Source organism: Streptomyces sp. NPDC005805 (assembly GCF_040630445.1).
Taxonomy (GTDB): Bacteria; Actinomycetota; Actinomycetes; order Streptomycetales; family Streptomycetaceae; genus Streptomyces.
Genome location: NZ_JBEXXN010000003.1, coordinates 16,083 through 28,879, shown reverse-complemented (window position 1 = coordinate 28,879; position 12,797 = coordinate 16,083). Strand labels below are relative to the sequence as shown.

At 72.7% G+C, this 12,797-nt stretch carries 14 protein-coding genes and 1 pseudogene; 9 read left to right on the top strand and 6 right to left on the bottom strand.

The genetic code is table 11. From position 1 onward, the window contains the following. Positions 1 to 12: 12 nt before the first annotated feature. On the top strand, positions 13 to 1,230 hold the full coding sequence (locus ABZ457_RS02780; RefSeq protein WP_359153147.1) for a histidine kinase: 1,218 nt from the start codon (positions 13 to 15) through the stop codon (positions 1,228 to 1,230). Continuing rightward, positions 1,212 to 1,877 (top strand): response regulator transcription factor, encoded by a 666-nt coding sequence (locus ABZ457_RS02775; RefSeq protein ID WP_359153145.1) that lies wholly within the window; start codon positions 1,212 to 1,214, stop codon positions 1,875 to 1,877. The genes ABZ457_RS02780 and ABZ457_RS02775 overlap by 19 nt, the downstream gene beginning before the upstream one ends. A 30-nt stretch (positions 1,878 to 1,907) precedes the next feature. On the opposite strand, the gene ABZ457_RS02770 is transcribed toward ABZ457_RS02775, so the two are convergent. After that, positions 1,908 to 2,900 carry a WD40 repeat domain-containing protein gene (locus ABZ457_RS02770; RefSeq protein ID WP_359153143.1) on the bottom strand — a complete coding sequence of 331 codons (993 nt, stop codon included), beginning with the start codon at positions 2,898 to 2,900 and terminating at the stop codon, positions 1,908 to 1,910. Between the two features lie 169 nt (positions 2,901 to 3,069). Between ABZ457_RS02770 and ABZ457_RS02765 the strand changes: the two genes are divergently transcribed. The 4 genes and pseudogenes from ABZ457_RS02765 to ABZ457_RS02750 form a co-directional block, all read left to right on the top strand. Next, entirely contained in the window at positions 3,070 to 3,753 is a 684-nt protein-coding gene (locus tag ABZ457_RS02765; RefSeq protein ID WP_359153141.1) for a GDSL-type esterase/lipase family protein, read from the top strand. A gap of 90 nt (positions 3,754 to 3,843) precedes the next feature. Beyond that, positions 3,844 to 4,875 carry a hypothetical protein gene (locus tag ABZ457_RS02760; RefSeq protein WP_359153139.1) on the top strand — a complete coding sequence of 344 codons (1,032 nt, stop codon included), beginning with the start codon at positions 3,844 to 3,846 and terminating at the stop codon, positions 4,873 to 4,875. A gap of 103 nt (positions 4,876 to 4,978) precedes the next feature. Then, entirely contained in the window at positions 4,979 to 5,413 is a 435-nt protein-coding gene (locus ABZ457_RS02755; RefSeq protein ID WP_359153137.1) for a CBS domain-containing protein, read from the top strand. A gap of 171 nt (positions 5,414 to 5,584) precedes the next feature. After that, a pseudogene (locus ABZ457_RS02750) lies at positions 5,585 to 5,860 on the top strand (Uma2 family endonuclease); the annotation flags it as partial. A gap of 101 nt (positions 5,861 to 5,961) precedes the next feature. Here the strand turns inward: ABZ457_RS02750 and ABZ457_RS02745 are convergent. Beyond that, positions 5,962 to 6,951 (bottom strand): aldo/keto reductase, encoded by a 990-nt coding sequence (locus tag ABZ457_RS02745; protein ID WP_359153135.1) that lies wholly within the window; start codon positions 6,949 to 6,951, stop codon positions 5,962 to 5,964. Between the two features lie 157 nt (positions 6,952 to 7,108). On the opposite strand from ABZ457_RS02745, the gene ABZ457_RS02740 reads away from it, so the two are divergent. Beyond that, on the top strand, positions 7,109 to 7,459 hold the full coding sequence (locus tag ABZ457_RS02740; RefSeq protein WP_359153133.1) for an alpha-amylase: 351 nt from the start codon (positions 7,109 to 7,111) through the stop codon (positions 7,457 to 7,459). 170 nt (positions 7,460 to 7,629) lie between these two features. On the opposite strand, the gene thpR is transcribed toward ABZ457_RS02740, so the two are convergent. From thpR to ABZ457_RS02725, 3 genes are all read right to left on the bottom strand, one after another. Continuing rightward, positions 7,630 to 8,199 carry an RNA 2',3'-cyclic phosphodiesterase gene (gene thpR / locus ABZ457_RS02735; protein ID WP_359153131.1) on the bottom strand — a complete coding sequence of 190 codons (570 nt, stop codon included), beginning with the start codon at positions 8,197 to 8,199 and terminating at the stop codon, positions 7,630 to 7,632. Positions 8,200 to 8,342: 143 nt separating this feature from the next. Next, on the bottom strand, positions 8,343 to 9,707 hold the full coding sequence (locus ABZ457_RS02730; protein ID WP_359153129.1) for an MFS transporter: 1,365 nt from the start codon (positions 9,705 to 9,707) through the stop codon (positions 8,343 to 8,345). A 159-nt stretch (positions 9,708 to 9,866) separates the two neighbouring features. After that, the gene (locus tag ABZ457_RS02725; RefSeq protein WP_359153127.1) at positions 9,867 to 10,310 is read right to left on the bottom strand and encodes a MarR family transcriptional regulator; all 444 of its coding nucleotides are present in this window, start codon (positions 10,308 to 10,310) and stop codon (positions 9,867 to 9,869) included. Between the two features lie 150 nt (positions 10,311 to 10,460). On the opposite strand from ABZ457_RS02725, the gene ABZ457_RS02720 reads away from it, so the two are divergent. Beyond that, positions 10,461 to 10,745 (top strand): hypothetical protein, encoded by a 285-nt coding sequence (locus tag ABZ457_RS02720; protein WP_359153126.1) that lies wholly within the window; start codon positions 10,461 to 10,463, stop codon positions 10,743 to 10,745. On the opposite strand, the gene ABZ457_RS02715 is transcribed toward ABZ457_RS02720, so the two are convergent. Continuing rightward, complete coding sequence (locus tag ABZ457_RS02715; protein WP_359153124.1) at positions 10,715 to 12,169, bottom strand: NCS2 family permease; 1,455 nt, start codon at positions 12,167 to 12,169, stop codon at positions 10,715 to 10,717. The genes ABZ457_RS02720 and ABZ457_RS02715 overlap by 31 nt on opposite strands. Before the next feature lie 250 nt (positions 12,170 to 12,419). Between ABZ457_RS02715 and ABZ457_RS02710 the strand changes: the two genes are divergently transcribed. Further along, a complete protein-coding gene (locus ABZ457_RS02710) occupies positions 12,420 to 12,731 on the top strand; it encodes a DUF2530 domain-containing protein (RefSeq protein WP_359153122.1) in 312 nt (103 codons plus the stop codon). Positions 12,732 to 12,797 lie beyond the last annotated feature (66 nt).

The window sequence follows — 12,797 nt, the reverse complement described above, 5'->3', positions numbered from 1 at the left end:
TAGGCTGCGGGTATGCGTTCCGTGCTCTCCGGCCGCCGCACCTCCTGGGTGCGCGGCACACTGCTCTGCCTCGGCGTCGCCGCCGTGGGGAGCGTCCTGCTCCTGGCGATCGCCGCCGACTACCGGAGCGGCGTCTACGAATCCGCTCTCGCGCCGCAGGCACGCCTCTCGGCCGCGGCGCCGCTCCTGGTGGTGCCTGCCTGGGGGCTGCGCCGGTCGCGACGGGGGCCGTGGGTACTGGCGGTGGCCGGCGGGATCGCGGGCGCCGTGTCCCTGGGGGCCAGCGCGTGGATGCATCTCGCGGCGGGACAGCGGGGGTCGGCGGCGGCGCGTGCCGACGCCTACACCCTGTTCGAGATCAGCGCGCTCATCGTGGTGCTGGTCCTCACGGTCCGGCACGGTGCCGCCCGGCCGGCCTCCGTGGCGGCCGTCCTGCTGTGCACGGCGGTGGTCGTGCGGCCGGTGGCCGTGGAGGTGAGCGAGAACAGCCTCATCGTGGCGCTGTTCTGCACCTTCGCCGTGTGCGTCGCGCTGGTCGGGGCGCTGGTGGCCCGGCTGGTGGCCGTCGAGCGCCGGCGCTACGCCGAGCAGGTGCGTCTTGAGCAGCGGCTCGCCTTCGCCCGGGACCTGCACGACTTCGTGGCCCACCATGTGACGGGCATCGTCGTCCAGGCGCAGGGGGCCCAGGTGGTCGCGGCGTCCAGACCGGAGCTGACCGCGTCGGCGCTGGGGCAGATCGAGGGGGCCGCCGCGGAAGCGCTGCGGGCTCTGCGGCACATGGTCAGCGGGCTGCGTACGGAGACCGGGCCCGTACAGGCCGGAGACGTGGATCAACTGCGTGATCTCGTCGCGGATTTCGCCCTGCCCGGAGGCGAGCGGGCCCGTCTTGTGCAGGAGGGGCCCGTGGGCGGCCTGCCCGCGGCGACCGTGCTGGTCGTGCACCGGGTCGTCATGGAGTCGCTGACCAATGTGCGCAAGCACGCACCGGATTCCCGGAAGGTGTCCGTATCGCTCCGTGCCCTTTCGGGGACCGCCGAGGTCGACGTCGTCAACGACCGGCCCGGTCCGGGCGGGGGCCCGGCGGGGTACGGTCTCGTCGGGCTCGAAGAACGTGTCACGGCCGAGGGCGGCACCTTTGAGGCGGGCCCCGAGGCGGGGCCCGGCAACCAGGGACAGTGGCGGGTGAGCGCCCGGATTCCCTTCGGCAGCGTGTGGAAGGACCTTCCGTGATCCGGGTACTGCTCGCCGACGACCAGGAGATCGTCCGCACCGGCATGGCCATGATCCTCTCCGCCGAGGACGACATCGAGGTCGTCGCCCACGCCCGGGACGGCCTCCACGCCCTGGAGATGACCGCGCTGCACCGCCCGGACGTCGTCCTGATGGACATCCGGATGCCGCGCCTCGACGGCCTGGACGCCCTGCGTCAGCTCACCCGGCCCTACACCGCGCACCGGCCGCAGGTCGTCATGGTGACCACCTTCGACGACGAGGAGTACCTGACCCGTGCGGTGGAGGCGGGCGCCTGCGGCTTCATCCTCAAGGACTCCGGGCCCCGCCTGCTCGCCGAAGCCGTCCGCGCGGCCGCGGCCGGCGACGCCATGGTCAGCCCGTCGATCACCGTGCGGCTGCTGAAAGGGCTCCGTACCTCCTCCGCCCGGCGGGAGCCCGCCACCCGGCTGTCCCCGCGGGAGGAGGAGGTCGTCATGCTGCTGGCCGAAGGAATGACCAACGGCGAGATCGCCGCCGCCCTGTCCATCACCGTCGGCACGGTCAAGACCCACCTCACCAACGTCCAGGCCAAGCTCACCGCCAGGAACCGCGTGGAGATCGCGGCCTGGGCCTGGCGCACCGGACTCGCGGGGCGCGGCGCCTGAATCCGCCGCGCCACCACCACCGGGGTACGACTACGACGACCTGTCGCCCCGCCGGCGCAGCGCGAAGACCAGCAGCGCGCCGCCCGCGAGGAGCAGCACCCCGTACGTCGTCGCGCTGTCCCCCTCGCCCGCCGCGCCACCGCCGTCGTCGGGCTCACCGGCACCGGACCCGCCGGAACCGCCCGTCCCGGAGCCGCCCGTTCCGCCGCCCTCGCGGGACGGCGCCTCCACCCGCTCGACCGGGCTCCGCCCGCCCTCGGTGCCGAACATCAGGGCCGTGCCGTCCAGGGTGTACGTCACCGACTCGGCCTGCCGCTGGATCGGCGCCCGGACCCGCTCGTCCGCCCCGAGCCGGCCGTCCTTCCACACATACCGGCGCGCGCTGAAGTAGGAGCGCAGCACCAGCTCCTTCCCGTCCGGGGAGAACGCGCCGTCGGTCACCCAGGGCACCTCGCCGATGCGCCGGAACACGTTCGTCCCGCCGGTGCTCAGCCGCTCGGGGCCCTCGTACAGGCCGCCGCCGTCCTCGTTCTTGGAGGCGATGTAGACGCGTCCGGTCACCGGATGGACCATCATCGCCTCGGCGTTGCGCGGCCCGTCGGCGTACTTCACGTCGAACTGGGTGGCCGTCACGGTGCGGTCGCCGAGCTGCTTCGGCTCGGGGAAGCGGTAGATCCAGACGTGGTCCCAGCTGCCGTCGAGGTTGTCGCCGATGTCGCCGACGTAGACGTTGCCGTCCGCGCCGACGGAGATCGCCTCCATGTCCCGGGGGGTGCCGACCCCGCGCAGGGTGACGGTCGCGACCGTCTTCCCGGTCGCGGAGTCCACGGCGAAGACCCGGGGCTCGTCCTGGTCGTTGTGCGTCCAGTAGACGCCCGGGTGGGCGCGGCTCGCGGCCAGTCCGCTGGACTCGGTGATCCTCGGGTCCTCGATGGTGAACCCGGGGTCCCCGTCGGCGGCGGCGGGAGCGGCGGCGGCCGTCACGAGCAGGGCGGCAGCGGCGAGAAGGGCAGGCGGGCGCATCCCCCCAGCCTGCCACCTCGCCCGCGGCCGCACGCCGCCGACCGGAGCCCCCGCCCCGCTCACGCGCGGAGCCGCTCCCCGCCGTGGCCGGTCCCACACAGGCGCCGTGGCCGGTCTCACACCGGCGATCACTGCCCGGTTACCGGCCGGTTCCGCGATGATGACCGCCATGCGCTTCATGTTCGTCGGCGATTCCATGACCATCGGGCGCGCCGGGGACTTCAGCTGGCGCTACCGGATGTGGCAGCACCTGTCCGCCCTCGGCGAGCCGTTCGCCATCGTCGGCCCGCGCCACGAGCTGTACGACACCGAGGCCGACGCCCCCGTCTCCACCCGCTACGCCGACCCGGACTTCCCGCCCGAGGCCCGTCGCCACCTGGCCGGCTGGGGCGAGGGCTGGCTCCATATGGCCCCGGTCGTCGAGGACGCCGTACGCGCGCACCGGCCGGACGTGCTGCTGGTCTCCCTCGGCCTGATAGACCTCGGTTTCTACACCGACGCCGAGCAGACGGCCCTGAACGTAAGGGAGTTCGTGGCCCGGGCCCGCGCGGCGAACCCGTCCGTCCGGATGGTCCTGCTGCCCGTCATCCCCAACGTCCGCGCCGAGACCGACGCGCCCTTCGCGGCCGAGTGCGCGCGCTTCAACGTCCTGCTCGCCAAGGCCGTCGCCGACCTGGACGCCCCCGGCTCCCCCCTCCTGATGGCCTCCCGCCCGGCCGGCTACGACCTGCGCACCGACACCTACGACGGCACCCACCCCGGCCCCACGGGCGAGACCAAGCTCGCGGGGGCGTTCGCCGACGCGATGCACCAGGCGTGGGGGGTGGGCCGGGCGTACGGCGTCGCGGCCTGACACCCCGGCAGCCGTCCGGCACCGGCACCCTCCCGTCGCGCCCGCACCCGCCGTACCCGCAGTCGCCCCCGCGCCCGAAAGGACCGCCCGATGAACGCCGCCCTGCGCCGCGTCGCGCTCTACGTGGCCCTGCCCCTCGCCGTACTGACCGCCGTGGGCTACGGCTGGTACCGCTGGAGCGACACCGGGAAGGGCTGGCGCTTCGAGGACCGTCTCGCGGCGTACTGCGGCGGGCTGCTGCCCTACGAGGAGGCGGCCCAGGCGACCGGCCTGGACGCCGGCAACGGCCTGCCGCTCGACCGGTTCTCGCCGGCGGAGGAACCGCCGTACCACTTCTGCAAGGTCGCGGAGACCTACCTCGTGATCGCGGAGGTGCCGGGCGGCGCCACCGGGCACGACCGCGCGGGCGATCTCTTCGACCACCTGGACGAGAGCGCCGGGGACGCGCTGCCCAGGGAACTCGGCGGCGGCTGGACCGGCTACGCGGACGCCTCGGCCACCGCCGTCGTGCTGCCGTGCGCCGGCAAGGACACCTCGGTCCTCGTCTCGGCGGGCGCCTCCGGCGGGAACCGCCCCTTCGCCCGGCTGGTGACCGCCACCGCCGCCCGCGCCGCCGCCCACCACGACTGCGACACCCGCCTCGGCGGCACCCTCCCCGGCCTCCCGGACCCCGAGGAGGACGAGACGTACGGCCTCCTGGAGGAGGACCCGTCCCTCGCCGACGGCACCTGCGCCGGTATCCCACTCGACGGCGACGAGGAGGTCCGCGCGGTCCGGGAGACGAAGACGACCGGCGCCTCCCCGCTGGAACGCTGCGTCCTCGGCGCGACCCCGGGCGACGGCCGGGACCTCTACCGCCTCACCGCCTCCTTCGGCCCGTTCGCCCAGCGCCTGCGCACCGATCCCCCGCGGCCCGGCTCCCTGAACGCGGACAGCGGCCGCACCGGCGACGTCGCCTGGGCCACCGCCGCCTGCCCGGGCACCTCCGTCCGCGCGGTCTTCAGCATCGACCCCCAGCAGTCCGCCGCCCCCGCCCCCGGCTTCCTCCGCTCCGCCCTGAAGGGCTTCGCGGAACGCGCGGCGAAGGCCCGCGGCTGCACGGACCTGAGGCTGCCGCGCTGACCGTTCGCGGGGGGGTTCTCCTCGGTCCCGATTGGAACGGCGCCCACCGGGCACCCGGCGTACCGTCGAAACAACGGGGCCGATACGCGAGAGGGGTTGACCCATGGCCCACGAGTTGCGAGCCAAGGACATCATGACGAGCGGTGCGACCTGTGTGGGAGCGCACCAGTCACTGCGGGACGCGGCGATGATGATGCGGGATCTCGGCGTCGGCGCGCTGCCCATCTGCGGGGACAACAACCGCCTGACGGGCATGATCACCGACCGGGACATCGTGGTCAGCTGCTGCGCCGAGGGAGTCGACCCGGCGACCGTCCAGGCCGGGACCCTCGCCGGCGAACTCCACTGGGTGGACGCCGAGGCGAGCGCCGCCGAGGTCCTGGAGGCGATGGAGAACCACCACGTCAAACGCCTCCCGGTGATCGACGTGAACGGCGGCCACCGCCTGGTCGGCATGATCACCGAGGCGAACGTGGCCAAGAACCTCAGCGACGAACAGATCGCGGCCTTCGCGACGGCGGTCTACGCGCAGTCCTGACCCACCCGCGACCACTCCCCGGAGCCGGGCCCTTCCCCGAGGGCCCGGCCTCGCGCGCTGCCCACCCGTCCCGAACCGGCCCCCGCCGCGCGCCCGTACGGCCGGACGTGACCCGGTCACCGTGCGTATCGTTGTACCGCACGGCCGGGCACCGTACGGGTGGCGGCCGGGGGCCGCTGGAGCCACCAGGACGTCGCCTTCGTCGCCGAGGTGATCTCCCGGGGCACGGGCCACAACGACTACGGGCCCAAGAAGCGCGCGTACGCCGAGGCGGAGGTCGCGGTGCTGCTCATCGCCGACCCCTACCAGGGCAAGGTCCATGTCTAAACCGACGCCAAGGACGGGGACTACGCGACGGAGACGACCGTCGCCTTCGGCACCGACGTGGACGTGACGAAGACCGCCGTCGGACTGGTCCTCAGCACCGCCGAGTTCCCGCGCGAGTAGCGCACCGCGCCCCGGGCCGGTCCGGGCGAGAGCCGAACCGCCCCGGGGCGCGGGTGTGTTCACGCGGGTGTGTTCACGCGGGTGCGTTCAGGTGGGTGTGTTCACCAGGCGAAGGCTTCGGGGGACGGGCCCGGGCCCGGGAAGATCTCGTCGAGGGAGGCGAGAACGTCGTCGGTGAGGTCCAGCTCGACCGCGCGCAGGGCGGAGGCGAGCTGGTCCGGGGTGCGGGGGCCGACGATGGGGCCGGTGACACCGGGGCGGGTCAGCAGCCAGGCGAGGGCGGTCTCGCCGGGCGCCAGGCCGTGCTTGTCGAGCAGGTCCTCGTACGCCTGCACCTGCTCGCGGACCGAGGTGTTCGCCAGCGCGTCGGCGCTGCGCCCGCTCGCGCGGCGGCCGCCCTCGGACTCCTTCTTGAGGACCCCGCCGAGCAGTCCGCCGTGCAGCGGCGACCAGGGGATGACCCCGAGGCCGTACTCCCGAGCGGCCGGAATGACCTCCATCTCGGCCCGGCGCTCGGCCAGGTTGTAGAGGCACTGCTCGCTGACCAGTCCGTACGAACCGAGGCGGGTGGCCGTCTCGTTGGCCTGGGCGATCTTCCAGCCGGGGAAGTTGGAGGAGCCCACGTAGAGGATCTTGCCCTGCTGGACGAGGACGTCGACCGCCTGCCAGATCTCCTCGACCGGGGTGCGCCGGTCGATGTGGTGGAACTGGTAGAGGTCGATGTGGTCCGTCCGCAGGCGCTTCAGTGAAGCGTCCACCGCGCGGCGGATGTTGAGGGCGGAGAGGCGGTCGTGGTTGGGCCACGCCTCGCCGTCCGCGCCCATGTTGCCGTACACCTTGGTGGCGAGGACCACCTTGTCGCGGCGGTCGCCGCCCTTGGCGAACCAGGTGCCGATGATCTCCTCGGTGCGGCCCTTGTTCTCGCCCCATCCGTAGACGTTGGCGGTGTCGAAGAAATTCAGACCCGCGTCGAGCGCGGCGTCCATGATCGTGTGGCTGGTGGCCTCGTCGGTCTGAGGCCCGAAGTTCATGGTCCCGAGGACGAGTCGGCTGACCTTGAGACCGGTGCGTCCGAGCTGCGTGTACTTCATGGTGTCAGCCAACGCCTTCGAGTCCGCTCGAAGCAAGGGGCGCGGAACGTCGCCGAAGGTTCTTTCGCAAGTTTCCGCAAAGTCTTTCATCCACGGGTCGTGACGCTCTACGCTCGCTCCGTAAGGACGACTTCGAGAAGTGAAGGCTGGAAGCCCCATGCGATCCGTCGTGCGTTCAACAGTTCTTCTCGCGATACCCGCGGCCGTGGCCCTCCTGGCGGGCGGGGGCACGAGCCTCGCCACCGCGGCCGCCCCGGCCACCTCGGCCGCCCCGGCTCAGGTCACGGCACCCGTTCCGGCCCCCGGGTGCGTCACCCACTCCGCGAGCTGGCGCTACACCTTCGTCACCAACGGCTGCGAGGGCGCGCAGCACCTCACGGTCAGGTACCTGGACGGCGGCGAGGTCCCCTGCCGGACGGTCGCGCCGGGTGCGACGGCGACCTTCCCGGGCTATGGGACGCAGGGCAACCAGGTGGTCGCGGTCGACCTCTGCCCCCAGGACGACTGAGCCCGAGGCCGGCCCGAGGCCGCACCCCGTCGGCCCGCCGGGAAGAAGCCCTGGCCGAACGGCGACCGCGCGGGTCAGCCCAGCGCGCCGGCCACCGCGACGATCGCGAACAGCAGCACGAGCACGGCGGCCATGATCTGGTTGCGGGTCTTCGTCTTCACCCGTCGAGGTTAACCCGCTCCCTCCAGCGGCCAGGAGTCGGCCACCTCGTAGCGCGGCCGCTCCCCCGGCACCCCGCCGGCCGGCGGGTGGCTGCGGACGAGAGCCATCCGGTCCACCTGCCAGGGCGTGCCCTCGAAGCCGGCGAGGGCCTCGGCGTACGGCCGCAGATCCAGGTCCGCGCGGGCGCGGGCGAGCGTGAGGTGGGCCGTGAACCGCTCGGGCCCGCCCATGTCCACACCCGCGCGCCGGGCCGCCGCCCCGGCCCGTTCGGCCAGCCGCCGCAACTCGTCGACGCCCCCGGCCGCGCCGGTCCACAGCGCCCGCCGCCCGAACCGCCCGCCCCGGTGCAGCCGGAGCGGGAACGGGGGCGTGCGGTGGGCGGCGCGGCCGAGGCGTTCGGCCAGCTCGGGCAGGAGCGCGTCCTCGACCTCCCCCAGGAACGCCAGCGTGAGGTGCCACCCGGCCCGCTCCGTCCAGCGCAGCCCGTCCGCGCCGGGCAGCGCGTGGAGCGGGACGAGCGCCTCGGCCAGCTCGTCGGCGACGGCCGGGGGCGGCAGCACGGCGGCGAAGAGTCTCATGCCGCCCAGTATCGGACCCGGCCCACCCCTCGGGCCCGGCCCCGACCGGACCGGGTCCGAGGCCGGGTCCGAGGCCGGGTCCGAGGCCGGGCCCGAGGGCGGGTCCGAGGGCGGGTCCGGACCCCGAGGTCCGGCGCGGCCGGCTACGCCGCCGTCGCCAGCCGCTCGCGTCGCGGTACGAAGCGGACCCGCGGGTGGCCGTGGTGCCAGCCGACCGAGAGCCGCAGACCGCCCGCGCGGGCCAGGGCGACGCCGACCGCGACGGCCGCGAGCATGGCGACCGCGCCGCCCGCCGCGAAGCCGATCCGGGGGCCGTAGACGTCGGTGACCCAGCCCACCAGCGGCGCGCCCAGCGGGGTGCCGCCCGTGAAGACCATCATGAACAGGCTCATCACCCGGCCCCGCATCAGCGGGTCCGTCGCCATCTGGACGCTGGAGTTCGCGGTCACGTTGACGGTCAGGCCGAACATGCCGACCGGGACCATCAGCGCCGCGAACACCCAGAACGTCGGCGCGAAGGCGGTGACGATCTCCAGGAAGCCGAACAGGATCGCCGCCCCGACCAGGATCCGCAGCCGGGAGCTGCCCCGCCGGGCCGCGAGCAGCGCCCCCGCGAGGGAGCCGATGGCCATCAGGGTGTTCAGCAGCCCGTAGGTGCCGGCGTCCGCGTGGAAGACCTCGTCGACGAAGGCGGCGAGCCAGATCGGGAAGTTGAAGCCGAAGGTGCCGATGAAGCCCACGAGGACGATCGGCCAGATCAGCTCGGGCCGCCCGGCGACATAGCGCAGCCCTTCACGGAGCTGCCCCTTGCCGCGCGGGGCGCGTTCGACCTTGTGCAGTTCGGCGGGGCGCATCAGCAGCAGACCGGCGATCGGCGCGAGGAAGGACAGCCCGTTGAAGAGGAAGGCGTATCCGCTGCCGACGGCCGTGATCAGCACACCGGCGACGGCGGGGCCGACCAGCCGGGCGGACTGGAAGTTGGCCGAGTTCAGCGAGACGGCGTTGCGGAGCTGCTCGGGGCCGACCATCTCGGAGACGAAGGACTGCCGCGCCGGGTTGTCGACCACGGTCACCAGGCCGAGCAGGAACGCGGTCAGATAGACGTGCCAGACCTGGACGTGTCCGCCGAGGGTCAGCACGGCCAGGGCGAGCCCGGTCAGACCCATGGCCCCCTGGGTGGCGAGGAGCAGCTGCCGCTTGGGCAGCTGGTCCGCGAGCACACCGCCGTAGAGGCCGAAGAGCAGCATGGGGAGGAACTGCAGCGCGATGGTGATGCCGACGGCGGAGGCCGATCCGGTCAGGGTGAGGACCAGCCAGTCCTGGGCGATGCGCTGCATCCAGGTGCCGGTGTTGGAGACCACCTGCCCGAGCGCGAAGAGCCGGTAGTTCCGGATCCTCAGCGAGCTGAACATCGTCTGCTTGGGGGCGGTGGCGCCGGTGGTGGGGGTGTCGTTGTTGTCGTCGGGGTGCGGTGCGGGGGCGGAGTCTGCTCCGGGTCCCGTACTCAAAGGGGTCGCCTCCTCGGCTCGGCGGTTGTGCTGTGGTCGGCGGTCGTGCTGTGGTCCGTTCGCTCGTTCGTTCGTTCGCTCGTTGGTCGTTCTCTGGTGATGGTGCGGGCGGGCCCCGGAGATGGCATCCGCAGCCGGTCGCGGCCCGCGGGAGGTGTCCTAGAGCTGCGCGAGCTTCTCCAGCACGGGAGCGGCCTCGCGCAGCTTGGCCCACTCCTCCTCGTCCAGACCCTCGGCGAGGCCGGTCAGCCAGGCGTTCCGCTTGCGGCGGCTCTCTTCGAGCATGGCCTCGGCCCGCTCGGTCTGGCTGACGACCTTCTGCCGGCGGTCGTCGGGGTGGGGCTCCAGCCTGACCAGCCCCTTCGACTCCAGCAGTGCGACGATCCGGGTCATCGACGGCGGCTGTACGTGCTCCTTGCGCGCCAGCTCGCCGGGGGTCGCGGAGCCGCAGCGGGCGAGGGTGCCGAGGACGGACATCTCCGTCGGGCTCAGCGACTCGTCGACGCGCTGGTGCTTCAGACGGCGGCCCAGCCGCATGACGGCGGACCGCAGGGCGTTCACGGCGGCGACGTCCGCGTCGGTGCCGTGCGACAGATCAGGCATGTTTCTTAGCGTAACTCATTACCCTGACTAAAGACCACCCGGTATGCACCCGCGATTCGGTCACGGTCCGCGCCGATGACTCACCCGAATGAGTGAGATTCGGCCGGAAAGCGACGCACGGACGACCGGCCCCCGGTGACCCTGGCACGCATGGGATCGACAGTGCTCAGCCTGCGGATAGACAGTGAGCTGCTCGACCGGCTCAAACTCCATGCGGCACGACGGCAGATGAGCGTCCAGGACTACGTGGTCCGGACCCTCGTCCGGGACGACTTCGACGAACGCTTCAAGGCGGCCGTCGACGAGACCGAGAAGTTCTACGGGCGGACGCCGACGGCCCCCGACCGGGAGCGGACCGGGACCGGGGGCCGTACGACGGAGCCGGCGGCGGCCGGCGAAGGGGATCAGGTCAGGCCGAGCGCCGGCATCGCGTAGTAGAAGACGAACACCGCCGACACCACGTACATCGCGGCGGGCACCTCGCGCCCGCGTCCGGCGGCCAGGCGCAGCACGGCGAAGGCGATGAAGCCGATGCCGATGCCGTTGGTGATCGAGTAGGTGAACGGCATCATCACCATCGCCAGGAAGGCGGGCACGGCGACCGTCCAGTCCGCCCAGTCGATGTCCCGGACCGACCCGGCGAGGATCAGGAAGCCGACCGCGAGCAGCGCGGGCGTGGCCGCCTGCGAGGGCACCATCGTCGCGAGCGGTGTGAGGAACAGCGCCACCGAGAACAGCAGACCCGTGACGACCGAGGCCAGACCGGTGCGCGCGCCCTCGCCGACACCCGCCGTGGACTCCACGAAGCAGGTGTTGGCGGAGGCGGAACTGGCCCCGCCGGCCGCGACCGCGACGCCGTCGACGATCAGCACCTTGTTGATGCCCGGGAAGTTGCCCTTCTTGTCCATGAGCTTGGCCTCGTCGCCGACGCCGAGGATGGTGCCCATCGCGTCGAAGAAGCAGGACAGCAGCACGGTGAAGACGAAGAGGCAGCCGGTCAGCAGGCCGACCTCCTCGAAGCCGCCGAAGAGGCTGAACTCCAGGAACAGCCCGAAGTCGGGCGAGGCGACGGGGTTGCCGGGCCACTCGGGCGTGGTCAGGCCCCAGCTCGGGACCTCGGCGACCGCGTTGATCACCATGGCGACCACCGTCATCACGACGATGGAGATCAGGATCGCGCCGGGCACCTTGCGGATCAGCAGCGCGAGGGTGAGCAGGGTGCCGAGCGCGAAGACGAGGACCGGCCAGCCGGTGAGGTGGCCCGCGGTGCCGAGCTGGAGGGGGACGGTGGTGTGCGCGGCGTCCGGGATGCGGGAGACGAAGCCCGAGTCCACCAGGCCGATCAGCATGATGAAGAGGCCGATACCGATCGCGATGCCCTTGCGCAGGCTGAGCGGCACCGCGTTCATCACGCGTTCCCGCAGGCCCGTGGCGACCAGCAGCATGACCACGAAACCGGCCAGCACGACCATGCCCATGGCGTCGGCCCAGGACATCCGGGGCGCGAGCTGGAGGGCGACCACCGTGTTCACGCCGAGGCCCGCGGCGAGCGCGATCGGGACGTTGCCGATGACGCCCATCAGGAGGGTGGAGAACGCGGCGGTGAGCACGGTGGCGGTGACGAGCTGCCCGCCGTCCAGCTGGTGCCCGTACATGTCCTTGGCGCTGCCGAGGATGATCGGGTTCAGCACCAGGATGTAGGCCATCGCGAAGAAGGTGGCGAAGCCTCCGCGCACTTCGCGGGCGAGGCTGGAGCCGCGCTCGCTGACGCTGAAGAAACGGTCCAGTCCGCCGGCGGGCTGGACCGGGGGCGGCGGCAGGTCGGGCTGGTCGACCTTGGCGGTGGCCGAGGGGGACATGCGGAACCTCAGTCGTGCGAGGGGACGGGGATGGCACAAAAAAGCGGCTGATCTTGGAGGTTCCCACGACAGGAATCAGTCAGCCGTAATCGGTTTCAGTATGAACATATGAAGGGAAGATCGCTATCTCCGCGCGTAGAGCCTTGTGGCGCAAGGGCACGGGCGGCCCGCGCCGACGGTCGGGGCGGGTCGGCGACCTGCCCCGGAGGCCCCCGGCACCCCCGCCCCACCCCGCCCTACACTGGTCCGCATGGCGAAGTGGACCCCCCGGCACGAGGCACCCGAACCCCTTGAGGGTCCGATCGTCGCCACCATCACCGGCGGCACGATCCTGTGGTTCGTGATGTTCCTCGTCCAGGTCCCCTTCTACGGCTGGTTCGACGACCGCGGCCTGACCTGGTGGGTGTGGACCTGCCTGGCGGGCGGCGGCCTCGGCCTCATCGGCATCTGGTACGTCCGCGGCCGGGACGCGGCGATCAAGCGCGCCCAGGCGGCGCAGGCTTCCGGAGCGGCGTCCTCCGGGCCCGCGGACGCCGGGACCGCCGAGGCCCCCCGCGGCTGACCACCCGCCCCCTCCCCCGGGCCGCCCCGGCGGCCCCTCCCGTCGTCCTCCGGGACGATCCACGTA

Coding starts and splice junctions, on each gene's coding strand:
- ABZ457_RS02780 (WP_359153147.1), top strand. CDS start 13: ATGCGTTCCGTGCTCTCCGGCCGCCGCACCTCCTGGGTGCGCGGCACA.
- ABZ457_RS02770 (WP_359153143.1), bottom strand. CDS start 2,900: ATGCGCCCGCCTGCCCTTCTCGCCGCTGCCGCCCTGCTCGTGACGGCC.
- ABZ457_RS02765 (WP_359153141.1), top strand. CDS start 3,070: ATGCGCTTCATGTTCGTCGGCGATTCCATGACCATCGGGCGCGCCGGG.
- ABZ457_RS02760 (WP_359153139.1), top strand. CDS start 3,844: ATGAACGCCGCCCTGCGCCGCGTCGCGCTCTACGTGGCCCTGCCCCTC.
- ABZ457_RS02755 (WP_359153137.1), top strand. CDS start 4,979: ATGGCCCACGAGTTGCGAGCCAAGGACATCATGACGAGCGGTGCGACC.
- ABZ457_RS02745 (WP_359153135.1), bottom strand. CDS start 6,951: ATGAAGTACACGCAGCTCGGACGCACCGGTCTCAAGGTCAGCCGACTC.
- ABZ457_RS02740 (WP_359153133.1), top strand. CDS start 7,109: ATGCGATCCGTCGTGCGTTCAACAGTTCTTCTCGCGATACCCGCGGCC.
- thpR (WP_359153131.1), bottom strand. CDS start 8,199: ATGAGACTCTTCGCCGCCGTGCTGCCGCCCCCGGCCGTCGCCGACGAG.
- ABZ457_RS02725 (WP_359153127.1), bottom strand. CDS start 10,310: ATGCCTGATCTGTCGCACGGCACCGACGCGGACGTCGCCGCCGTGAAC.
- ABZ457_RS02720 (WP_359153126.1), top strand. CDS start 10,461: ATGGGATCGACAGTGCTCAGCCTGCGGATAGACAGTGAGCTGCTCGAC.
- ABZ457_RS02715 (WP_359153124.1), bottom strand. CDS start 12,169: ATGTCCCCCTCGGCCACCGCCAAGGTCGACCAGCCCGACCTGCCGCCG.
- ABZ457_RS02710 (WP_359153122.1), top strand. CDS start 12,420: ATGGCGAAGTGGACCCCCCGGCACGAGGCACCCGAACCCCTTGAGGGT.